At 35.4% G+C, this 21,028-nt stretch carries 24 protein-coding genes and 2 pseudogenes; 18 read left to right on the top strand and 8 right to left on the bottom strand.

All coding sequences use genetic code 11. The annotated features are described in order from the left end of the window. Positions 1–64: 64 nt before the first annotated feature. The 5 genes and pseudogenes from HOO54_RS15675 (at position 65) to HOO54_RS15660 (ending at position 2,714) form a co-directional block, all read left to right on the top strand. Entirely contained in the window at positions 65–748 is a 684-nt protein-coding gene (locus tag HOO54_RS15675; RefSeq protein ID WP_172296873.1) for a hypothetical protein, read from the top strand. Positions 749–864: 116 nt separating this feature from the next. After that, entirely contained in the window at positions 865–1,683 is an 819-nt protein-coding gene (locus HOO54_RS15670) for a hypothetical protein (RefSeq protein WP_172296871.1), read from the top strand. 103 nt (positions 1,684–1,786) lie between these two features. Then, positions 1,787–1,918 carry a hypothetical protein gene (locus HOO54_RS24780; protein ID WP_301539289.1) on the top strand — a complete coding sequence of 44 codons (132 nt, stop codon included), beginning with the start codon at positions 1,787–1,789 and terminating at the stop codon, positions 1,916–1,918. A 12-nt stretch (positions 1,919–1,930) separates the two neighbouring features. Next, positions 1,931–2,385, top strand: a pseudogene (locus HOO54_RS24950) (sigma-70 family RNA polymerase sigma factor). 143 nt (positions 2,386–2,528) lie between these two features. Continuing rightward, the gene (locus HOO54_RS15660; RefSeq protein WP_172296869.1) at positions 2,529–2,714 is read left to right on the top strand and encodes a hypothetical protein; all 186 of its coding nucleotides are present in this window, start codon (positions 2,529–2,531) and stop codon (positions 2,712–2,714) included. Between the two features lie 206 nt (positions 2,715–2,920). On the opposite strand, the gene HOO54_RS15655 is transcribed toward HOO54_RS15660, so the two are convergent. Next, on the bottom strand, positions 2,921–3,247 hold the full coding sequence (locus HOO54_RS15655) for a lectin (RefSeq protein ID WP_172296867.1): 327 nt from the start codon (positions 3,245–3,247) through the stop codon (positions 2,921–2,923). A 141-nt stretch (positions 3,248–3,388) separates the two neighbouring features. On the opposite strand from HOO54_RS15655, the gene HOO54_RS25210 reads away from it, so the two are divergent. From HOO54_RS25210 to HOO54_RS15630, 5 genes are all read left to right on the top strand, one after another. After that, positions 3,389–3,562, top strand: a complete 174-nt coding sequence (locus HOO54_RS25210; protein ID WP_172292305.1) for a hypothetical protein — start codon at positions 3,389–3,391, stop codon at positions 3,560–3,562. Between the two features lie 86 nt (positions 3,563–3,648). Next, positions 3,649–3,924 carry a hypothetical protein gene (locus HOO54_RS15645; RefSeq protein WP_172296865.1) on the top strand — a complete coding sequence of 92 codons (276 nt, stop codon included), beginning with the start codon at positions 3,649–3,651 and terminating at the stop codon, positions 3,922–3,924. 81 nt (positions 3,925–4,005) lie between these two features. Further along, positions 4,006–4,275: a hemolysin XhlA family protein gene (locus tag HOO54_RS15640; protein WP_172296863.1), complete on the top strand. Its 270-nt coding sequence runs from the start codon at positions 4,006–4,008 to the stop codon at positions 4,273–4,275. A 16-nt stretch (positions 4,276–4,291) separates the two neighbouring features. After that, complete coding sequence (locus tag HOO54_RS15635; RefSeq protein WP_172296861.1) at positions 4,292–4,555, top strand: phage holin; 264 nt, start codon at positions 4,292–4,294, stop codon at positions 4,553–4,555. Positions 4,556–4,616: 61 nt separating this feature from the next. Further along, complete coding sequence (locus tag HOO54_RS15630; RefSeq protein ID WP_172296859.1) at positions 4,617–5,543, top strand: peptidoglycan-binding protein; 927 nt, start codon at positions 4,617–4,619, stop codon at positions 5,541–5,543. A 661-nt stretch (positions 5,544–6,204) separates the two neighbouring features. Here HOO54_RS15630 and HOO54_RS15625 read toward each other — a convergent pair. The 5 genes from HOO54_RS15625 to HOO54_RS25205 form a co-directional block, all read right to left on the bottom strand. After that, the gene (locus HOO54_RS15625; RefSeq protein ID WP_172296857.1) at positions 6,205–6,915 is read right to left on the bottom strand and encodes an SMI1/KNR4 family protein; all 711 of its coding nucleotides are present in this window, start codon (positions 6,913–6,915) and stop codon (positions 6,205–6,207) included. Then, on the bottom strand, positions 6,916–9,198 hold the full coding sequence (locus HOO54_RS15620; RefSeq protein ID WP_172296855.1) for a T7SS effector LXG polymorphic toxin: 2,283 nt from the start codon (positions 9,196–9,198) through the stop codon (positions 6,916–6,918). It lies immediately after the preceding gene. Between the two features lie 20 nt (positions 9,199–9,218). After that, positions 9,219–9,479 (bottom strand): DUF5344 family protein, encoded by a 261-nt coding sequence (locus tag HOO54_RS15615; RefSeq protein ID WP_172296853.1) that lies wholly within the window; start codon positions 9,477–9,479, stop codon positions 9,219–9,221. Then, entirely contained in the window at positions 9,476–9,916 is a 441-nt protein-coding gene (locus HOO54_RS15610) for a DUF5082 domain-containing protein (RefSeq protein ID WP_172296851.1), read from the bottom strand. Before HOO54_RS15610 ends, HOO54_RS15615 begins: the two co-directional genes overlap by 4 nt. Before the next feature lie 480 nt (positions 9,917–10,396). After that, entirely contained in the window at positions 10,397–10,480 is an 84-nt protein-coding gene (locus HOO54_RS25205; RefSeq protein ID WP_375335842.1) for a putative holin-like toxin, read from the bottom strand. Positions 10,481–10,994: 514 nt separating this feature from the next. Between HOO54_RS25205 and HOO54_RS15605 the strand changes: the two genes are divergently transcribed. From HOO54_RS15605 to racE, 4 genes and pseudogenes are all read left to right on the top strand, one after another. Continuing rightward, the gene (locus tag HOO54_RS15605; RefSeq protein WP_172296849.1) at positions 10,995–12,518 is read left to right on the top strand and encodes a recombinase family protein; all 1,524 of its coding nucleotides are present in this window, start codon (positions 10,995–10,997) and stop codon (positions 12,516–12,518) included. A gap of 33 nt (positions 12,519–12,551) precedes the next feature. Then, positions 12,552–12,638 (top strand): annotated as a pseudogene (gene gerE / locus HOO54_RS15600) (spore germination transcription factor GerE); the annotation flags it as partial. A 157-nt stretch (positions 12,639–12,795) separates the two neighbouring features. Continuing rightward, the gene (locus tag HOO54_RS15595) at positions 12,796–13,239 is read left to right on the top strand and encodes a MarR family winged helix-turn-helix transcriptional regulator (protein WP_172296847.1); all 444 of its coding nucleotides are present in this window, start codon (positions 12,796–12,798) and stop codon (positions 13,237–13,239) included. 7 nt (positions 13,240–13,246) lie between these two features. Next, positions 13,247–14,065 (top strand): glutamate racemase, encoded by an 819-nt coding sequence (racE, locus tag HOO54_RS15590; protein WP_172296845.1) that lies wholly within the window; start codon positions 13,247–13,249, stop codon positions 14,063–14,065. A 339-nt stretch (positions 14,066–14,404) separates the two neighbouring features. Here the strand turns inward: racE and HOO54_RS15585 are convergent, their stop codons facing one another. Then, positions 14,405–15,274: a LysR family transcriptional regulator gene (locus HOO54_RS15585; protein ID WP_172296843.1), complete on the bottom strand. Its 870-nt coding sequence runs from the start codon at positions 15,272–15,274 to the stop codon at positions 14,405–14,407. Positions 15,275–15,375: 101 nt separating this feature from the next. Here HOO54_RS15585 and HOO54_RS15580 point away from each other — a divergent pair, with 101 nt between their 5' ends. Beyond that, a complete protein-coding gene (locus tag HOO54_RS15580) occupies positions 15,376–16,542 on the top strand; it encodes an MFS transporter (RefSeq protein WP_172296841.1) in 1,167 nt (388 codons plus the stop codon). A gap of 1,307 nt (positions 16,543–17,849) precedes the next feature. Continuing rightward, on the top strand, positions 17,850–18,632 hold the full coding sequence (locus HOO54_RS15575) for a thermonuclease family protein (protein ID WP_172296839.1): 783 nt from the start codon (positions 17,850–17,852) through the stop codon (positions 18,630–18,632). Positions 18,633–18,821: 189 nt separating this feature from the next. Here HOO54_RS15575 and HOO54_RS15570 read toward each other — a convergent pair whose 3' ends face one another. Then, positions 18,822–19,037 (bottom strand): hypothetical protein, encoded by a 216-nt coding sequence (locus tag HOO54_RS15570; RefSeq protein ID WP_172296837.1) that lies wholly within the window; start codon positions 19,035–19,037, stop codon positions 18,822–18,824. Between the two features lie 220 nt (positions 19,038–19,257). On the opposite strand from HOO54_RS15570, the gene HOO54_RS15565 reads away from it, so the two are divergent. Continuing rightward, a complete protein-coding gene (locus tag HOO54_RS15565) occupies positions 19,258–19,932 on the top strand; it encodes a hypothetical protein (RefSeq protein ID WP_172296835.1) in 675 nt (224 codons plus the stop codon). Positions 19,933–20,219: 287 nt separating this feature from the next. Further along, the gene (gene yunB, locus HOO54_RS15560) at positions 20,220–20,960 is read left to right on the top strand and encodes a sporulation protein YunB (protein WP_172296833.1); all 741 of its coding nucleotides are present in this window, start codon (positions 20,220–20,222) and stop codon (positions 20,958–20,960) included. Positions 20,961–21,028: the final 68 nt, after the last annotated feature.

The raw sequence follows: 21,028 nt of genomic DNA, 5'->3' as shown, positions 1-21,028 counted from the left end.
TTAATTGAAACCCATCTCTATTTTAATCGTAAATATACAGTTATAGGATAGGGAGGGTTATCTTATGGATATAAATAAGGAATTATATGATTTAAAGGAAGAGATTGATAAAGCACGGAGTTTTAAGAATATTTTTTGGGACTCTCCTTTTTTACATACAGAAAAGGATAAAAGAGAAAAGAAAGAAATTTTTATTCGTTTTTTTATTCTCTCGGTTATTTATATTGCTACGTATTTAGTTGATATCTTACCCATAATTGTTAAACTAGATATTGGTTATTTAATTCTTTGTATTCTTTTAGGTCTAGCAATTTACGCTGTTTATTTAGGAAGGGAACTTAATAAATTTTACAGATTGGGTGAATACGAGGGTTATTATCATTTGCGATACGCGTTATGTTACAAAGCTTTTAGAAGGCGTTTAGAGAAAAGTTCATTTTCTACTAATGATATTGAAAAATATATCTTACCTTTATTAAAAGCTAAAAATTCTACCCTAGAATCGTACACCTTTAAATCATATTTAAAAGTTGTAATTCCTAGTTTTATTGCAGGATCTATTGTAGCTTTTTTAAATCAACCTAAAATTGACTTTTCTTTATATTTAAATATTATTTTCATTGTAATTTTTGGTTTTATTGTATCTATGATAGGGGCCAATTCCCCTGGTTATCATAAAGGATATAAATTACTTGAAACTCTTCTTTATAATTATCTTTTAGAGAAGGATCATACATCACAAAAATAAAAGATATAAGAAGAAATTGTGATTTTAAAGATTACATTTTTAACGCAAAATAATAAAGATCTATAGACTGATAATTTGTAATACATAATATGACTACTAAGTAGGGTGGGAAAATTTTGGATGTGTTTAGTTTACTAAAAAGTATTGGATTACCCGGTTATATAGCTGCCGGAGGTATCTTGGTTTACATTTTTGTTGCAAAACTTAGACCAATCACTCTCTTATCTGCAAATATATTTGAAAAGAAGCTTTTTTCTAAAGAGAAATTGTTTTTATTAATGATTTGGCGTCATCTTTGGCATACAGCATTTTGGTCATCGTTTTTCTTTTCTATTGTAATTTTAACAGGTATACCAAAATGGACAGTCGATATAAATTCATCTTCATCAGTGGGTACAGTTTTCGGTATATTTGGGGAACTATTATTTGTATTGATATTTTTGCTTAATGACCCTAAATATAAAGAAGAGGATTCAAGAATTTCAAATTTTTTCAAAGCTTATTGGGCCAGGTGCCTCCTTGCTATAACTTTTGTTATTTGTTTAAGTATTTTCTATTTTGCTTTTAATGGGTTTATAGTTGGAAGTACTGAAGGGGGGAATCAGGTAGATAAACTAATTGTTATACTGGTTGTTTCCTTTATTTTATCTTTACCAATACCAGTTTTAATGAAGTCTGTATCCAAGCTACTTGAATGGTCAAAAGAAAAACATATTTTTATAAAAGAAGAATATGAACAAGAAAGTCAACACAACATTCCAATAAGTGAGGAGAGACATAATCATGAAAAAGGACAGTGGTATGTATTACATGCGATTAACAAGGAATTAATTTTATTAGGAAATGAATCGAATCCAAAATTATGTACAGAAACAAAGGTTATAAAATTAGAGGAACTTTGTGATAAAACGATGTTTATAGAAGACGAAAATTAATAAAGTCCAAGACTGAAAGCCTGCGGACACTGAACTTACAGCAATTACGCTGTTCGTTTGGTGTCCGTTTTTTATTTCTCTTTGTCAGAGAAGGAGGAACAACATGAAACAAACCAAACACAAGCTTCAGAAAAAGCCAGAGAAGTTGACTGATCGTGATTTGAATTATTTGATGGATTACAAACAAGCCCATCTACAAGAGAGAGCCAAAGGCGGGGTATTCAGACAACGATAAGGGGGATTAATCGTGAATAAAAAAGAGATTGAGAATCTCATTCATCACTATCACTGGATGGCAAAAGAGGTTCATAGATTACAAAAAATGCTTTACAGTTCTGAAATTCCGATGAGAAGGTGGGGTGTCGCTAAGTATGGATTGGATGCTGCTATGCCAAAGGAAAGCCCTGGGGAGAGTCAGGCTGAACTGAGGGAAATGGACTTAAGAGAAGAACGTTCTTTAAACGTCTGCGACATTTTGAGGAGCGTGTTTATGCAATAGAAGCAGCAGCCAGAACGATCAAGGGAGAACAGCACAAAGTTATATATGATTGCATGATGGAAGGATTGAGCTACAGAGCCATTGAATTTCACCTTGGTATATCAAGGGAAACTGTACGAAGAATGAAAGACGAAATCATTTGCCAATTGTGCCAAAATTGCCGGTTTATGCAATTGTTGAATCCTGAAAAATCTATAGTGTAAAATGGAAGGCAGGACGGGGAGGTAGATAATCCTTGGTTAACCACAATACCAAATATCGTGAGAATGGTTTTCGTTCGACAAATTTTGCGATTGGTTCCATTTCTAGACCTCTTGTCTGATAATAAAGCAGGAGGTGAAAGATGATGAAATTTGAAGTTGAATTTTGGTACGACAATGAAATTATAACTGCTAAGATATTTGCGGAATCTGAGAAAGTACTTATAAAAGAATTACAAGAATGTGAACATTGGTATGAGTTTGAAGAAGGTAAGCGTATTGTAAATGTTAATATGCGACTTGTAACGCAATTTGTTGTGAAAAAAAAATAAAATTCTTTTAAAGGCATCTTGAGGGATGCTTTTTTATTTTCCCTATAAACCGTGTCCAGTGAATCTCAGATAATACGATTGGTGGTGGTGAAGGCCTCTGAGTGTGGATGCGGTTTGGAGAGATTATTTTTAAAACTTAAAGAAAAGATACATTATATGAGTTGAGAAAAGGTCTCAGAAATATTACTGAGACTCTTTATTGGTGATCAAACATTTGTGCCAGTATCCCAAGCTGCTTTTTGACCATAGATGACTAGGTTACCATCGTTTTGTAAAACTAAATAGGCATTGTTCCATCCAACAGTTCCTGTTGCCCAAATTGCACTTGGATAACCATATATGACAAAATTTCCATCAGTTTGCATAATTGCAAATCTAACTGCTCTACCATGAGTTCCACTAGACCAAAGTGCTCGACCTCTGCCATATAAAACAAGGTTGCCGTCTTGTTGGAGAATCAATGTATATTGGCCATTAGGCGATTGTATACTTTCACCCGAGTTAAGTGATTGACCTGGAAGTAGGCGATCCAAAAAGAACACTCCTTAGCTTTTTTATAAATATATGGAAAAAATCCAACCTTGTTACAAGTCCATTTTGATTTATAACAATAGCTCAAGAAATTTAATTTCCGAAACAAACATAACCGAGAAGGGGGCGGCGGGTGAATGTAGATGTCAGAAAAGCATATTCAGGCACAAAAATACTACGTGAAAGGCATGAAATACAAAGATCTTGCCAAAATACGGGGTGTCAAAGCAGGCGCAGCACCAAAGGGAAACCAGAATACCTTGCTGGCTGAATGGAACCGTGACAACGAAGAAAATGCACATCATTGTGATAAATGAGATTCTGACAAAGGGTGAACGCACGGAAATCATGAACCATCCACGCGGGGATGCCTTCCCGGACGAAGAATACGGAGGAAATTAAAATGACAAACATGCCGTCATATGAACAGTTAGAGGAACAGTATGAGCTGACAGTTTTGAAATCTGCCGCATACAAAGAGACTTTAGATCAAGCACATAATGATTTAGCAGAGGTCAAGGCTTTTTACATGCGAGAAAAGCAAAAGCGGCAGAACTTAGAGCAGGAAGTCGAAAAGTTGAAAAAGGAGCTTCAAGAAGAGCGCGTAGGCCATTCACAGACTCATGATGAGGTGAACATGGAGGATGTCAACGGCTCGAAAGGCAAAAATAAAACATAATTCACCATAAAGCGGCGAAATAGGCGGCTTTTTTATTTTACCTCGAAAGGGGTGAAAGCAGTGTAGAACGGAGGTTAGGGGATGTCACAAACAAATGAAATAGATGTTTTTCAAAAAGAGATGACAGAGATGAAAGGTAATCATAAAGCACTGGAGCAACGTGTCAGCACTCTGGAGAGGACGACGGACCGACACGATCAACAGATTATATCTATCAATGAAAAGCTGAACAAAATTGAAGAAAACACCACTTGGATTAAGCGCAGCATTACGGGCGGAATCATTACAGCAATCAGCACTGGTGTGATCGGTGGAACGATTGCATTATTTTATAATCTCTTGCAGAAATAAGAAGGAGGAAAACAATATGAAAAACGTTGACAAAGGCACAGTCATTCGGACGGTGCTTCTTTTTATTGCACTGGTAAACCAGACTTTGATGATGTTCGGAAAGGGCGCTTTGCCAATTAGTGAAGATCAAGTGAACACGGTGGCGGATGCTTTGTATTTGGTCGGTTCTACAGTGTTTACGATCGTTACGGCAGTTGTCGCTTGGTATAAAAACAACTATGTGACTGAGAAAGGGAAGAAACAAAAAGAAGTGTTAAAACAAAACGGATTAACAAAATGAGAGGGCTGCCGGTTGGCAGCCTCTTTTAATGGTTGAAAATAAAAAATAGAGGTGTTTTACAATGGCAGTATCACTAGAAGCATTGATTGACCGTTCTGTTCGGAATATGGGATCTGGAATCCATCCGGTAGTGAAAGAAACAGCAATCGAAGTCATCAAAAGGGCATATAAAGAGAACATTTATGTACAGATGACGTCTGGCTATCGTTCTTTTGCGGAACAAAATAAGCTGTATGCAAAAGGACGTACTGCATCAGGGAAGATTGTGACTAAAGCTAAAGCCGGACAATCCAATCATAATTATGGTTTAGCAGTCGATTATGTTTTATTATCCTCAGATGGCAAAACAGCGATTTGGACTGTCGATGAAAAATGGAAAAGAGTTGCTCAAATCGCAAAGGCTTTAGGATTTGCATGGGGAGGGGATTGGAACAGCTTTAAAGATTACCCACATTTAGAGATGACGGGCGGTTTAACTTTAAGGCAATTACAAGCTGGTAAACGTCCGGTTCTCGTATCAAAAGTAAACAATAAAACACCTGCCATTCCTACATCAACTAAGAAGCAGTCTTCAAAGAAGTCATCTTCCAGTGGCGGTCGTGCGATTGTTAGAACGATTCAGAGTACGTTAAATAAACGCTATAAGTTAAATATTAAGGTAGACGGTTATCAAGGGCCTGAAACATATAAAGCTTTGCTTAAGGGCTTCCAGACCGAATTAAATAAGCAATTTCATGCAGGCCTTGTCGTAGATGGGGAGTGGGGACCGAAAACTCGTGTGGCTGTCGTAAATGTCCGTAAGGGAGCGAAAGGAAATATCACTTGGATACTTCAAGCATTGCTAATCTGTAAGGGATATGATGTGAATGGTCTTGATTCTATTTTTGGTCATGGACTTGAGAAGGCTGTGAGAGCTTTTCAAAAGGCGAACGGTCTGTCTGTCGATGGGATTGCTGGGAGAGCTACTTGGACAAGGTTGTTTGCATGAAAAAGACCCTCTGTGAAGAGGGTTCCTTATATTGTTATACAACTCCTTGATGGTACTACCATCATGAGTTAAATTTCACTTTAGAATTATTCAATGTCTAACGTAACATAAAATTTTTCCTTTTATTTATTGGATTCATTCATTTTCTTATGATCAAGTTTGTTTTCTTATTTCATGTGTAAATTTAAATCAAGTAGAAAGTGTAGTAGTTTATATTTAATTGTCACTGCAACCAAGCTAGTATTCCTGCTTACCATCACGAGTTATAGAATCTAGCTGGATGCCTTCTATACCACTAAGCGATAATCTAGCTGAAAATTCATCCTTATCTTCTTGAAACAAACTTAATTCCTAAATAAACCCACATATTCTAATAAATTTTATCATCAATGGCCTACTTAGTGAATCACTCCTTTTTTACCTTTTTAACAAGTAGCTAGTATTATAAGGTCAACCACCATTATTATATCCTTTTATTATAATCCTAAATCAACTTGAGCTCCTTAATATCCTCGTCAACGATTGCTGCCCCATCTATTTTTGCCCATGCCGTATTCCATCCGTAGTAAGAATAAGCCTTGCAGAGTTTTTTCTCTACAAAGCCTCTCTTTTTTTCTCTATCTAAATCTTCTATTTTGCAGTCATCTTTTAATAGTTACTTCTACTCAAAACCAATCACAATCCATTCATCTACATGATCCCAAAAATTTATATTATATCTAGGCTGTGTTTTTGCCGACCAAAAAGTGGCATTTTCATTATTACAGTTCTTATAATCCAGCGCAATATAAGAACCCATCCCATTACTAAAAAAACCAAAGGAGGTGTTTAAATCAATTTGCATTGGCTCTTTCAAATCATCGATAATACTCCAATCAAAATCATCATCTCCTAAAAATGTCACTGATTCCAAAGGTTCTAACCCCATAGAGACACTGGCATAATAGTAGAATCCATTGTGCACATTTTCATAGAATTTCCTGATTGATTCAGGAAATTTAAACCAGTTCTTTTCTAATTCATCATTATAAAAATCCTCTTGTGGATTTCGTCCTTCATAATATGTTACACCACTATTTGGTTTTTTTATGGTATATAAAATTGAATATCTTGTAAAACGTCGCCCCTCAATCTCAAGCAATTCAATATTTTCAAGATTATTAGTCAAATAGTTTATTGTAGTGCTTAATTCTTTTTCTACATACTTTCTCCAGATTCCCAATAGCATATTAATTCTATTATTTACATTATCCTCCTTAAAAAGTCCAAGCCAAGAATTAGGAATTAAGTCTGCAATGTCATCAACTTCATCCTTTGAAATTATGCGAGCACTTTTGTTAAATTTTCTTAGATAATCAATCTTTTGTTCCATTTAACCATCTCCTTTATCTAAGTTTTGTTTATTAAAATCATCGATTTGCTTTTGTAATATTCGTTCCATCTCTTTTTCTTTTTTAATCATTCTCTTTCTAAACTCAGGATTGACTTCAATTTCTCCAGGCTTACCTTTTTTATAGTGAGTCCATTCTTCGTAAGTCTTATCTTGCTTTGAACCATTAGCAGCTCTGCTTAGACCTTCAAAGTTGTCTAAATTATTTATAACCTCGCGCTTTTGTTTATCTGTCAGCGTATCAAAGCCATCCATATGGATTATTTTATCATAAGCTACAATATGATCAGGCTCAAACCGTTTCGTCATTTCTTTTCCAGGAAGAACAGGATCTGGTATTGGTAATGCTGATTCATCTAGACCTTCATTTACCTTATCTCTTGCTTTATCATCTGGAGTTAATCTCCTATAAAATTCACGCTCTTCATCTGATATTTTTCTTTCACCATATCGAGGAGGTGTCCCTGCATCACCCGTACCCTTACTTCCATTGTCAGCATCTCCCCCTGGCTCATGCTTCTTCGGCTTAGAAGACTCATGAGGATGCTTCCCAGAAACGGTTCCAGCATCTTTATTAGATTCGTGAGGCTTTTCCACCTTGTGAACTGACTCATGTGGTTTTGATTTTGATTGATGCGGAGTTTTGGGATCTCCGTCACCGTGCTTGCCTTTTTGAACATTCTTGTCTTCGTGTTTTTCGGTAACTTTTCCAGTGCTTTTGGTTGCTTCTTTATTCTTCTCAATTTTTTGTGACGAATGGTCTGACTTAGAATTCGACATTTTATGAGAGAGGTTACCTTCATCAGCAGCATCTGTCACAGAAATTCCCGCAAACTGCAATTTTGATTCAAGTGGTTTTTTTAATTGTAGCCCTTTTAATTTTGCAGCAAATTTTTGCTTAGATTTCTCGAAGTATTTTACACTTTTTTCAAGAGCTTTTTTCTGAACTTTAAGCGACTTGTGTTCTATTTTTTTAGAGACTTTATATAATTTAGATGCAGTCTTGCCAAGCTTTCCAGCCTGTGCTAACTTACCTACTTTGTCAGCTCCTTTTGTTCCGGCAGCGGATAACGCGACTGTTCCAACACCATAGGTAAACCATTTTGCCCTGCTTTCTGCATCACCATTGATGACGTCTCTCACGAAGGATTCTTTAATCTCGTGCCCCACAGCTTCTAACGTTTCTTTAGGATGTTGAATTGTGTAGAAAATGCCCTCTAACGTCTCTATTGGATGTTCTATAGTATCGCGAATTCCTTTCGCTGTATCGAGGAATACTTCTTTCGTACCTTGCTCGATGCCTCTTTGGATGCGCCCATCGAGGGTCTTCTCTTGCTCCATTTTTTTGAATTTAAGTGAAGCATAGCGTTGGTTTTGCTCTTTTGTAAGATTCTCAGTTCCAATCTCTTCTGCAATCTTCAGATATTCATCATCACTAATTAGGATATCATCAAGTTTTTCCTTTAGCTCTTTTATTCTTTGTTCCTGTTGTTTTTCTGCTTCTTCTATCTGTTTCTTTGCTTTGATATATTCAGTTCCCTGCTTATCAATTTCTCGTGAATTTTTATAAAACTTATTATTGTGAAAAGCTTTCTTATCAAAATACATGGGAGAGGCACTTTTTCCATTACTTGTTGATTGAATCAATGCTGTATATTTTTCGAGTATACTGATGTCTTCCATTTCTAAAAGAGTATATTCAGATATCAGAGATTTATCAAGCTCATCTACAGCATTCATAGCATTTAATCGCGTGACTTGCGCTGTTGCCATTTTGTTTGAGAAATCATCTGGTGTCCACAAGCGTAGGTCAACGTTATCCTTTACATCGGATATAATCTTAGCCATATTATTGTGCAGATTCGCGACAATTTCGAGCGATTTTGTGTTTGCATTGTTCAGCTCTGAATTTAAAAAAGACATTTCTATGTATGAATCAGATAGTTTATGTTTTTCAATTATACTCTCAATTCCGTTAAAAAAAGCAATCTGTGATTTTACGAGAATTAACCAACTGTCAACAACCTCAGCCTGCGCACTAAAGAAGTCTTTAATATTGTTTGCGCCTTTTCCTGTGAAGCTATCACCTAAATTGACCACTTCGAGAAAAGCTATTTTTAGATTCTTCAGCTGATCTTCAAGAACACCATATTGCTTTTTTCGTACATCGGCTGTTTCAATTACAGTGCTTGCCTCAAAGACTTTAGCGGAACTGTCCAACTCGTTAGCTTTATCTTTATTTTTATTTTTTTTATCTTTGGCCATCGAATTTCCCTTTCCCCAATTTATTTTCTGGCAATCGCCTTGTCCTGTTCTTTCAATAAATCGACATTGCCTTTCACATCCTTGACATTCTTTTCAACCGCTTTTTTGTATTCGCCAATCATTTTATGGATGGCTTTCTCTCGGCTGTGGTACTTTGTCGTGAAGGATGATTTATTTTTGCCCAAAAAGCCTAGCTTTGCCAACTCCAAGGTATCTAATTCTCGCATTACATTATTCAGACTTTTGTTGACAATGTCATGTCTCAGTTTAATAGTTGTCATGAAAACCACTCACTCCATTTATTTTTAATTGAGCTTATTTTATTGTTCAGCTCATCAACTGCTTTTTCTCCTAGTCCTAATAAATATTCTGCCCCACGTATATCTATTGCTGCTTTTGCAAGATGTCCTTTCGTTAGTTGCAATTTGAAAATTTCACTCTCGATATCTTCTATATACTCTAAGTACTCTTCATTTACGATATCATGCATTGATGTATGGGCTTCATCTCGCTCTTTATCAAAGCTCCTACCGAACTCTCCAGTCCAGTGCTCATCAAGATGTGGGTTCAAAATCTGCCTAATTTCGACAATACCTTCTTCATGTTCTTGCTGAATTTTTTTTTTTGCTGCTCTTAATTTTCTAATTTGTTCATCAATATCATTATTCAGCTGGGTAAGCTTACTGTGAAAGTTATCTACTGTACTTTTATTACTCATTTGTTTCACCTCAATACTAAAAAGGATGAATTGCAGTTTTATCCCTGCATTTTCCCGCACTCTCAATAATAGAATAAAAACAATCTAACTGAAATAGACCGTAAGGCTCTTTTTGGTCAAAAAAAGAACTAATGTTCTGCTTTTAAATAGTTAAATAGACTCAGTTATTAGTGGGTGTCTTCTTGGATTCAAAGTTAACCTTAAGATAACAGTTCTAAAGACCTTTGCAGACACCCTGACGAGAAGAGAGGGGGGATCACTAACTTGAAAAGCTGGTTTTGGCGCTATCTCATTGCAAAAAATTGTTTCTTGACTTATTATAAAGGTAAGGATAAATTCTAAAGAAATTGCATAAACTAAAAAAGACCCGGCTGTTGGTAGCAGTCGAGTCAGTGTATACAAAGCTGGCCCAAAAGGGGCTGGCTCCAGATCAAGAAAACTTTCTGACCTCCCTAAAAGTATGGCGGCTCAAGGGGAGGTCTACTTCTTTTTAATGTATGTCAACAATGCCAGGATAAACATCCCGAACAATAACATCAAAGATATACTTTGAAAGGTCGACATCATGAGCTTCACCCCCTTTCATAGGGAGTGAGCCAGACCACCCTTGAGGGAGCCGAACTTTATATACAAAGAATATTTTACCATATCATTCCTCGTGATCAACAGAACTTCGTAAGCTTTCATTCTAGCGTTAGTTACATATCTACTTTGTTATCCATTAGGGAGGAAAAGCAGTGGACATACCAATGTGGGCTTATATAGTGGCTGGAATTCTCGGAATAGCTGGGTTGATAAGTATAATGTGGTTTTCTTTTTTCTTAGACAAATCAGAAAAAAATGATTCAAAATGATATTAACTAATTAGTTACCAAAAAGCAGGTCTTTAAAAGATCTGCTTTTTCTGTTTCCTGATGGTGCAGTCTTTAATGTCACAAGACATAGTTTCTATCTAGGAATAAAGGCGTGTCATACCCTAAAGTAAACAAGAACGCTTGTTTGTCTTTTGGCTGGGAATCCACCACCTATTATGATATAATTTCCTTATCATGTACCATTTGCTAAAAGGGGCGAGCGTATGATCTTCGAAGAGAAAGACACACAGGAGCTTATTAAATTTGATGACTATCCTTACGCTGTTTATGTACGTGTATCTACAGATAAAGATGAGCAAATTTCATCGAAAGAAAACCAGATTGATATTTGTCACCACTGGATTGAACAAAACAATTATGAATGGAAAGATGAAGCGATTCAGCTAGATGACGGGATAAGTGGAACTGTGTTACTTGATCGAAAAGCGATGCAGCTCATTTTAGAGAAAGCCAAAAATCACAAGTTAAAAATGGTGATATTTAAGTCTGTTAGCCGTTTGGCTCGTGATTTGAAAGATGCCCTAGAAATACGTGAAGTTCTTCTTGCTCATGGTGTAAGAGTGGTAACACTTGAAGAAGGATATGATAGTTTAACAGAAGGAAAGAATTCATGGAAATTTGAAATGTTTTCAATGTTTGCAGCTCAATATCCACAAACTGTATCAGTTGCAGCCAGTGCGTCCCTAGCAGCAAAGGCCAGAAGGGGAGAACATTCGGGAAGGATTCCTTTTGGTTTTAAAAAAGAAGGTAAACATCTTGTCATCGATGAAGAAGAAGCAGATGTTATACGTCTTATTTTTTCTCTTTACAATCATCATGGCTACGGACATAAGAGAATTGTATATAAATTAAATGAAGAGTTGGGCCTTGGTAACATCGTGAAGCCGCAAATATCTGATAAATGGCAATTGACCACTGTTCAACGTATTTTAAAAAATCCGATTTACTGCGGGGTTTTCGTTGCAAATCGATATACAACGGTTAAAAGTGGCGGACGGAAAAAATTCATGAGGAATCCTAAAGAAAAATGGACCATTTATAAAGAATGGTGTCCAAAAATTATATCAGAAGAAGAGTTTGAAAAGGCTAATAATCGAAAACGGCGATTAGCTAAAAGAAGTTTTTCTCCTCGGAATGAGCTTCGAGGGAAAATGGTCTGTGGAGAATGCGGGTCTAAGATGGTTGTTCTTCCTTCATATAAATACAAGCAGAATGGTGAAAAATCAGAATTTAACTATTTGAAATGTAGCGCATACCGCCGCGGAGGGAAAGATCTCTGTATCAACCATGCACCGATACAATATAAGGATTTTCGTGCCATGGTCATCAAAAAACTGAATGCCAAAGGGAAAACATTCAAATTAAATTTTAAAAATGATTTTGGAGAGCGTAAAAAGAGAAAGATTAAGCTGATGACATATGAAATTCAAAATGCTGAAGAGAAGAAAAAGCGTTTAATTGAATTATATCTTGAAGATGCGCTCATATCTAAAGAGGAATTCCAATTAAAGCGGAAAGAACTTGAAGACCAAATTCAAAAATTGAATGATGATCTATTTCTGCTTGAACGAGAAGAAGAGAAGAGCATTGATATTTCAAATATACAACATGCATTTGAACAGCTGAAAAATACGGAGCAGGACTTATACAATGTATTTACAGTTTTAATTGATAAATTGGTTATACATAAAGATGGAACAGTTGACTTTTTCTACAACTTCAAATGAGCTTGTTCATCCTTCGGTTTGCCACAGGTATGCATACGGAATGCTATGCAAAAATTGGGTGTGAAAGGCCGTTCGCAAGCTGTTGTTGAGCTTCTTCGAATGGGTGAGCTAGAGCTCTAAATTGTACCGGTATTCCTTCTTTGAAAAGAAGGGAACCGGTTATTTATTTTATGAAATGAACGTGTATATTCAAGTTGAAGTCTTGCAATTTCTGTGGAAAAGAAGGAAAATAGACTAAAGTGTTTTGAAAACAACGAGGTTGAGCGAGGTAGTGAAAATGAATTCGAAAGCTTCTTTGAACCACATTGCAGATATTGAAAAATCACTTCGACACATTTCGGGTATTATTAAACAAAAAGGAAGAGAAATTCTTACCCAATATACAATTACCCCACCTCAGTTCGTCGGTTTGCAATGGCTTTATGAATACGGCGATATGACAATTGGTGAATTATCTCAGAAAATGTATTTAGCATGCAGTACTACAACAGATTTAATTGACCGTATGGAGAAAAATAACCTTGTTGAGCGGGTGAAAGATCCGACTGACAGACGGGTCGTCCGGATTCACCTTTTGTCAGAAGGCGAACGGATTATTCAAGAGGTGATTCAAAAACGGCAAGATTATTTGGAAAACATGCTAACAACTTTTTCTGAGGAAGAAATCATGCTTTTTGAAAAAATGTTAATCAAACTTCAGCAGGAAATGAATAGAAAATGAGGCGATTTTGTTGGATCAACCGATAGGAGTTATTGATTCAGGAGTTGGCGGCTTAACTGTTGCAAAAGAAATAATGAGACAGCTGCCAAAAGAACATATTATTTACATCGGAGACACGAAACGATGTCCTTATGGACCGCGTCCAAAAGAGGAAGTGCTCCAATATACAAGGGAACTAACCCATTACTTATTAAAGCATTACCATATTAAAATGCTTGTGATTGCTTGTAATACTGCAACTGCTATAGCTTTAGAAAAAATCACTTCCGAAGTTCATATTCCTGTTGTCGGCGTGATTCAACCAGGTGCCAGAACAGCGATAAAAGTAACAGAAAACCAGCGGATCGGTGTTATAGGAACAGAAAATACAATAAAAAGTGGAGCATATGAAGCGGCACTGTTGTCACTAAATGGCAATCTAACTGTCGAAAATCTAGCTTGTCCAATGTTTGTGCCGTTTGTCGAAAGTGGAAAATTTTTAGATGAAACAGCTGATGAGATTGTCAGATCTTCATTGTATCCACTCAGAGATTCTTCAATTGATACACTGATTCTTGGATGTACGCATTACCCGATTTTAAAAGATCCGATTCAGCGCTATATGGGTGAACGCGTTAATATCATTTCATCTGGAGATGAGACTGCTAGAGAGGTCAGTACGATTTTGTCTTACAAGGGTTTATTAAATCAATCCCCATTTTGTAGTGAACACCAATTTTTTACTACTGGAGATCGCGATCGATTTAAAAAAATAGCAAACGATTGGCTTGGTTATGAAGTGAAAAATGTAGAAAGTATTTCTCTTCAAGAAACGTTTGTGAAATAATAAGAGTTTGTCGATAAACGGCAAACTCTTATTTGTATAGCGTCTTAACGAAGTGATCTGCTATCTTTTTTCATATTATCACATATATAGTACCAATCACCCACTTCTATATTGACACCTGAATCTGCTACTATGTAGAGTGTCATTTACAAAACTGCATTGACTATCAAGCTGTTGGATAGTTGAATTGATATCTGGTCGCTAAAAATTCATCTATACAATTATTAAATTTCGCTTTCCTGTTCCAGTAACTTAAATCAATTAATTTGGTTTTCTGCCTACAAATGGAAACAGATAAGTATTTTAGCAATCCATGGTTAATCAGTTTTATTTTGATCCTTAGTCAAAAACTTCTTTTGCAACAATAAGAAATTCCTTTACAGCAGGGGAGGCATTTGCAATAGAATGACAGGCAAGTGAGACTTCACGGCAGTTTTTAATATTTAGTTTACTGACCTTTATATTTTGTTGAGTCTTTAAAAATAATTCTGGTCCGATGGTAATGCCAAGCCCTTCTTGCACCATATTAGCGATTGTTGTACAATCGTGTACTTCAAAGCGAGTAGATGGCTTAATATGCGCTTCCTCGAATATTTCTTCTACATATGATTGGTACATCCCTGTTGGCATAATAAATGGCTCTTCTATTAAATCATCCATGTTCACCATGTCTGTTGAGCGAAATCTGTGTTCTGGATGAAAAGCTACCACCATGTTGTCTTTTATGAGAGGAACAAGCTCAAAATATGGATTTGATTTTCCTTTTACCACAAAACCAATATCTATTATTCCAGATTGTAACCATTCTGTAATCTCTTCATATGTCCCTTCATAAAACTTAAATTCTATTTTAGGATGTTTTTTCTGAAATTTTGCAAGCAATCTAGGCAATAAGCAGGAAGAAGCGCTCGCAAAAGTGCCAACTCGAATAATCCCGGTTTCTAAGTTTGTCGCTAACCCAATTTCTTGGTTGATTATTTCAATTCTTTTCAATACTTCTCTTATATGCGGAAGGATTTTTTGCCCAATCTCAGTAAGCTTTATCCCTTTTTTACGATCACGAATTAATAGGGAAACACCCCATTCGGATTCTAGACTGGCAACAGCATGACTCACTGCTGATTGCGTCATATTTAACTTTTCGGCAGTTTCTGTAAAGCTTCCTAACTCTACTACTTTTGCAATGATTTCGAATCGAACAATACTCATGAGTAATTACTCATACCTTTCATTAAAAATATCAATTTTACTTATGTTAACACGAGACTTAAAATAATAACAACATTTCAATTATGAAGGAGCTGTACAAAATGAAAAGCAATATAAATCAGCTAACCATCATACTTTTAGCTGTAGGAGCTTTTGTGACAGGAACAGCAGAGTTTGTTGTTTCGGGAATTTTGGAACTGATTTCTGTTGATTTAGATGTTTCTATTTCAATCGCTGGTCAGTTAATCACAATTTATTCTTTATCTTATGCTATAGGGGCATTAGTATTGGTTATGTTAACTTCTAAGTTTGATCGTAAAAAAGTACTTTTATATGCAATCTTTTCATTTATTGTCGGTAACCTGATTGCATTTTTTAGTTGCAATCTTGTACTTCTCATGTTATCTAGGGTCATCATGGCGATGAGTGGAGGATTATATATTGTAGTTGCAACCAATTACGCTGCTCGAATTGCAACCCCAGAAAAAAAAGGCAGTGCCATGGCAACCGTTATTACTGGGTTTACTGTCTCATTAGTACTTGGAGTGCCGATCGGGACATTTTTAGCCGGTTATTTAGATTGGCATTACATTTTTCTTATCATTGCTCTCAGTACGGGTCCTCTTTTAGTAACACTTTATAAAATATTACCTTGTATTAAAGGAAATCAGCCCCTGCCGTTTAAGCAACAGCTTCAAATGATCAAAGATAGTAGAGTTATTACTGGATTAACAACTACAATTTTTTGGATATTAGGTTACACGATGGTATTTGCTTATATCTCCCCGTTGTTAAGTAACGCTGCCGGTTTTTCCATAGAGATGACGAGTATTGCTTTATTTGTTTTAGGCACTTTTGCTTTTATTGGTTCACGTTTTGGGGGATATGCAGTAGACAAGTGGGGACCAAATCGAACGATATCACTTAGTTTATGTATTCATATCATTTCTTTGTTTGTACTAACATTTACACAGTACTCAACAGAAGGGGTATTTATCACACTGGCATTTTGGGGAGCAGCGACTTGGACAACAACACCAGCAAAGCAATTTTATTTAATTTCATTAAAACCGCAATCGTCTGAAACGGTACTAAGTTTTAATACTGCATTAATGAATGTTGGAATGATGTTGGGATCTGCGTTAGGTGGAATCATTATTCAATATATTAATATATTAAATTTGAGTTGGATTGCTGGATTATTCGTAGCAATCGCACTTATTTTTATCAGGTATTCTTTCTATTTAAATAAAACTTTGATTAATTAAAAAACAGACACCAAACACAAACCGCGTAATGGTTGTAGGTTCAAGACGGTTTGCTTATTTAAATATTAACAAGGGTTATTTTGAAATTGAGAATTCAAGTAAGTATATTAAATCTAAATAAGGGTGTTGAAAATGAAATTGAAAAAGTTTCCTACATTTTCTACTTCTGCTGCTAGTTCAAACATTCAATCTGATACAATAAAGTCAACAGCATGTGAAGCTTAAAGTAGGACCGTATTCTTCAAGAAATGAAATCCCCAGTACGTATAATCATAACGGAAAAACATGGTACTTAAAAGGTATTGAGTTCTGGAATGGAGACTGGTACGGACGTTATGAACATTGTGATTGATAAGGGGGTTTTCCCTCTTATCTTTTTTTCTGTTCAATTGATCTGGTTCATCATTTTTACCGAAATCTATAATCCCTATTTCCTTAACTTTATCTATGTACATAGAGTCCGTAAGCTTTTTTCTTCGACGTTTTAGTGTATCAGTTTTTCTCGTTTACGATATGAATGTTGGTTTGAATAGGCCATGATAGAAGGTCGCACACTTTACTGAGATAAATTGAGGTTTAGAAAGACGAACTTCCCGTCTGAGCCGAGCGGCTTAATCATCTGATTGCCACTGAGTAAAAATGTCTTTTACAGGATCAATCAGGGATGAGGAACTGGTTTCTTTCGTTGATTTGTTGGAATCTCATTTGTAACGCTTTTTGATCGTTTAAGATCCTTTCTCAAATCATGAAGTTCTCATCAAACTCTATAAGGGAAATCATAAACAACTTCATGATATGATTCAAACCGAGATGACTTAGCGGGTTTAGATGGCAATTACTTAGTCGATTATTAGTTGCGTCTATCGCTTGTATGAATAAATTCTTGAAAGTGGCTTTTCACCTTATTTCATACAATATAACCTATAACTAAGAAACAGCATCAACCTATTCGTAACTGGTTTAGAACTACGATACCTGAAAATCGGTAGGTTTTTTGTTGTGCAAAATTTTAGTGTTATGTAATGATAAGGTATTTCGACAACAATTATAAAAACAGTCTAAAAAGTCCTTTATCAACATGAATCAGAGGCATTACGAGACTTCTGCGGGAAACAGCTACCCAGGCGATCCCCGCAAGAGCAAGGAGGTTCACGGATCGCCCGCGGAAGGCGAGCAAATTTCCCGATTTTCATTATTTTCATTTATGCACAATTATAGCTTGGTTCTCGTAAAATTGTATTTTCCCCTTGAAATTTTGTTTTTTTTAGTCGATTATATATATGTTTGAAGAATAGGAGGAGTTTAAATTGAAGAAGTGGATTTTGGCAAGCATTGCGTTAATATTAAGTTTTTCAATAGCAGGTTGTACTTTTAAGGATCAAGGGGAGAAAAAAGTTCTTGCAGCTCAAAAAGTAACTAAAACAAAGAAAAAACAAGGAAAAGATCATAGCGCAAAACGTGTCTCTGTCACACTTGTTCATGCTGTCGATGGAGATACGATTAAAGTTAAATACAAGGGTAAAGAAAAAACAGTTCGCTATTTATTGGTTGATACTCCAGAAACAAAAAAGCCTAATACATGTGTTCAGCCATATGGGAAAGACGCTTCAAAAAAGAATAGAGAACTAGTCAGCAAAGGTAAACTTCAATTGGAATTCGATAAAGGAAGTCGTACTGACAAATATGGAAGATTGCTAGCCTATGTATATGTCGACGGAAGGTCCGTTCAAGAAAATCTACTGAAAGCTGGGCTTGCCAGAGTAGCTTATGTGTATCCGCCAAATACAAAATATGTTAAACAATACAAAAAAGTTGAGAGTATTGCTAAAAACAAAAAGATTGGAATCTGGCGTAATTCTCGTTATGTGACTAATAAAGGATTTAAAGGATGCGTTGTTGGTGCATCTAAAAAAGTTAAAAAGTCTAAGCCAACTCCAAAACAGAGTGCTCCTAAAAAAGGCGTTGCCTCCCAAGTTTTTAAAAATTGCACTGAATTAAGAAAGAAATATCCAAATGGTGTACCTCGTTCTCATCCTGCCTACCAGTCTAAATTTGATCGCGATCATGATCAATACGCTTGTGAACGCTAAATGAAAAGGAGCTGTCCGAAAAGAGCAATAATTCAAGATTGTTGATATATCACCATTTGTTAAACGTGAACAGGGCATCCATAGTCAAAAATCGACTTGCTGGACAGCCCTTTTCTCATATCTGATCCCAAAACTTATAGAAGTTGCCCAAAATTAAAGCTAACCCCCTCATCTACAAACAGAAAACTTCTAACCGTTTAATACTCTCTTCAGTTCTTCCAACTCTGCCAATGCACCAGTTGCGATATAATACTTCATCTTTTTGTCCAGCAAATCTTTTTCCGCATCTAAATTTAACTTTTCTTCTGTTTTGACCGTAACTTTTAATAATTTGAGTGTTTCTAATTTGCAAGCTGTTAGTTTTTTAATTCGTTCATTAATATATTTATTTAATTCAACAACCACTTTATATTCACTCCTTTTTAAAAATTACACACCAAAAATTAGAGAATCGAATCAAATACATAGTTTCCCGCCCTTGAAAAAAGTATAACATCTTGGAGTCATTCTGGTTACTGAGAGGAGATTGATATTGACAAGATTGTCCGTTATCATGGAAGAGTTCATTTAAGGATGTTCATTTTAATGAAATCATGATGATTCATTATACAGTGAGAGGTAACCTATGAGGATATGGTATGAAAAACAAAAAGATATTTTTAATTATTTTAAATGGTTTAAGAAAGAAAAAATAAAAGAAACTCAAAAAATTGCTGTTTTTAGTATGAATGCATCTCAATTGCTAGAAGATGAACATGCTAAAGAAACTTTTTTAAAACAGTGCACTACAGGCATTCGTAAAATATTTCATGATATAGATTTAAAAAAGTATAATTTTTATTTTTTTATCAATATAGAGATTGAAAATGAAAATTCTAGAATTGAAAAATATAAAAAGGTTTGGAAGCTCATTGATTGTAAATGGAACACAACTTACTTAAATAAAGGACCTGAAGTAGAAATTGATTTAGATGGAGTATCATTTTACTCTAGCTTGGCCCAATTTAAGATTGAACATTTAGATATTGTTTTAAAAATAATTGATCAGTTCCCAAACCGGAGCCTCATATTTGCTACTGAAAAAGAAAATATAATGGAGGAACAAAAAATAAGCCAGCTATTTGAAATAACCTTCAAAAACAAAAATAATACCTTCGATTTAGAAAATTTAGTATCTCAGCTTTGTAAAGATGGAGATATTTTGTTTAGGTGGGGAGCTGTTTTAGATGAAGTGGAATTGGCAATGATATTCTCTCATGACAATGAGAAGCTTTTCAAAATAATTTTTTCACAAGACTAAAATTTCACTTGCAAACTCTGACTATCGATCTCATATGACTTTAACCGAATACGCTCTTTTAGAAAAGTTTTAATTACTTTTTGGATAAAATATCCATTTAACGACTCTAATGGCACTTCACAGTTTTGTTGAAATCCCTCTGGTAGTACACTCTCTTCTTTCCTTCAATATTTTGGTTTGTCATTAAATTTTTCTGACTTACTTATTAGAAAGTTGATTTGTAAATTAAAACAACTGGCAAACTTAAAAGAGGACTCGCATAGTGATAAGTAAGAGGGGGGAGAGCAGTGGTTTTACGAAAGAGGTATCGGCCAAGGTTAAAGTTAAAGCATAGGGGACCTGTCTCTCCTAAACATCTATTCTTAGCAACCTGTGTTATTTTTTTAATCATAAATCTTTGCTCTCTTTGGCTGGTGTCTGCTATTATCGAACCGATTATCATGAGTGTTGCTAAACATGAAGTGAAAGATACAGCAACAGAAGCTGTTAATGAAGCGATCCATCACCATGCAAAGGATATTGATATTAATAAGTTAATCATTATACATGAAAGTGGTGATAAAAATAAACCGACTTATAGTTTCAATCCATCAATTTATAATAAACTTCTAACAGAATTGACAACAGGAATTCAAAACAATCTTGGGGTCAAAACAAACCAAATGAAAGGATCTAAGAATGCTTTAACGAAAAATAACAAATCCGTTATTTATTATATTCCTTTAGGTGCAGCAACCCAAAATGCCTTATTTGCAAATCTTGGTCCTAAAATGCCTATTAACATGACTCTTCTCGGAAGTGTTGAACCAGAATTAAAGACAAAACTAACGAGTACCGGGATTAACAATACTTATTTAGAAATATTTGTGCGCATTAATGTTGAAATTCAAGTGGCGATTCCTTCTTTGACTGAAGATACGTCTATCGTATCAAACATTAAAGTAGGTGATTTATTTATCCCTGGTGAAGTTCCAGATTATAATGGAAATGGTTCACCGGCTATTACTTTACCTCCTAAAGGCAAGTAACCTAAGTCCAATGAATTTAAGAAAAACGGGTCTAATTCAATAAATAGGCTCGTATACATAGCAGTACA

Source organism: Bacillus sp. WMMC1349 (assembly GCF_013155385.1).
In the GTDB taxonomy this organism is placed as follows: domain Bacteria; phylum Bacillota; class Bacilli; order Bacillales; family Bacillaceae; genus Bacillus.
Note: the sequence above shows the minus strand (reverse complement) of the source record. Positions and strands in the feature narration are given on the sequence as shown.

What these genes read in the sequence shown, in the direction of transcription:
- HOO54_RS15675 (WP_172296873.1), top strand. Translation starts at nt 65, where the DNA reads ATGGATATAAATAAGGAATTATATGATTTAAAGGAAGAGATTGATAAA.
- HOO54_RS24780 (WP_301539289.1), top strand. Translation starts at nt 1,787, where the DNA reads ATGAAACAAACCAAACACAAGCTTCAGAAAAAGCCAGAGAAGTTGACT.
- HOO54_RS15660 (WP_172296869.1), top strand. Translation starts at nt 2,529, where the DNA reads ATGAAATTTGAAGTTGAATTTTGGTACGACAATGAAATTATAACTGCT.
- HOO54_RS25210 (WP_172292305.1), top strand. Translation starts at nt 3,389, where the DNA reads ATGTCAGAAAAGCATATTCAGGCACAAAAATACTACGTGAAAGGCATG.
- HOO54_RS15645 (WP_172296865.1), top strand. Translation starts at nt 3,649, where the DNA reads ATGACAAACATGCCGTCATATGAACAGTTAGAGGAACAGTATGAGCTG.
- HOO54_RS15640 (WP_172296863.1), top strand. Translation starts at nt 4,006, where the DNA reads ATGTCACAAACAAATGAAATAGATGTTTTTCAAAAAGAGATGACAGAG.
- HOO54_RS15635 (WP_172296861.1), top strand. Translation starts at nt 4,292, where the DNA reads ATGAAAAACGTTGACAAAGGCACAGTCATTCGGACGGTGCTTCTTTTT.
- HOO54_RS15630 (WP_172296859.1), top strand. Translation starts at nt 4,617, where the DNA reads ATGGCAGTATCACTAGAAGCATTGATTGACCGTTCTGTTCGGAATATG.
- HOO54_RS15625 (WP_172296857.1), bottom strand. Translation starts at nt 6,915, where the DNA reads ATGGAACAAAAGATTGATTATCTAAGAAAATTTAACAAAAGTGCTCGC.
- HOO54_RS15620 (WP_172296855.1), bottom strand. Translation starts at nt 9,198, where the DNA reads ATGGCCAAAGATAAAAAAAATAAAAATAAAGATAAAGCTAACGAGTTG.
- HOO54_RS15615 (WP_172296853.1), bottom strand. Translation starts at nt 9,479, where the DNA reads ATGACAACTATTAAACTGAGACATGACATTGTCAACAAAAGTCTGAAT.
- HOO54_RS15610 (WP_172296851.1), bottom strand. Translation starts at nt 9,916, where the DNA reads ATGAGTAATAAAAGTACAGTAGATAACTTTCACAGTAAGCTTACCCAG.
- HOO54_RS25205 (WP_375335842.1), bottom strand. Translation starts at nt 10,480, where the DNA reads ATGTCGACCTTTCAAAGTATATCTTTGATGTTATTGTTCGGGATGTTT.
- HOO54_RS15605 (WP_172296849.1), top strand. Translation starts at nt 10,995, where the DNA reads ATGATCTTCGAAGAGAAAGACACACAGGAGCTTATTAAATTTGATGAC.
- HOO54_RS15595 (WP_172296847.1), top strand. Translation starts at nt 12,796, where the DNA reads ATGAATTCGAAAGCTTCTTTGAACCACATTGCAGATATTGAAAAATCA.
- HOO54_RS15585 (WP_172296843.1), bottom strand. Translation starts at nt 15,274, where the DNA reads ATGAGTATTGTTCGATTCGAAATCATTGCAAAAGTAGTAGAGTTAGGA.
- HOO54_RS15580 (WP_172296841.1), top strand. Translation starts at nt 15,376, where the DNA reads ATGAAAAGCAATATAAATCAGCTAACCATCATACTTTTAGCTGTAGGA.
- HOO54_RS15565 (WP_172296835.1), top strand. Translation starts at nt 19,258, where the DNA reads ATGAGGATATGGTATGAAAAACAAAAAGATATTTTTAATTATTTTAAA.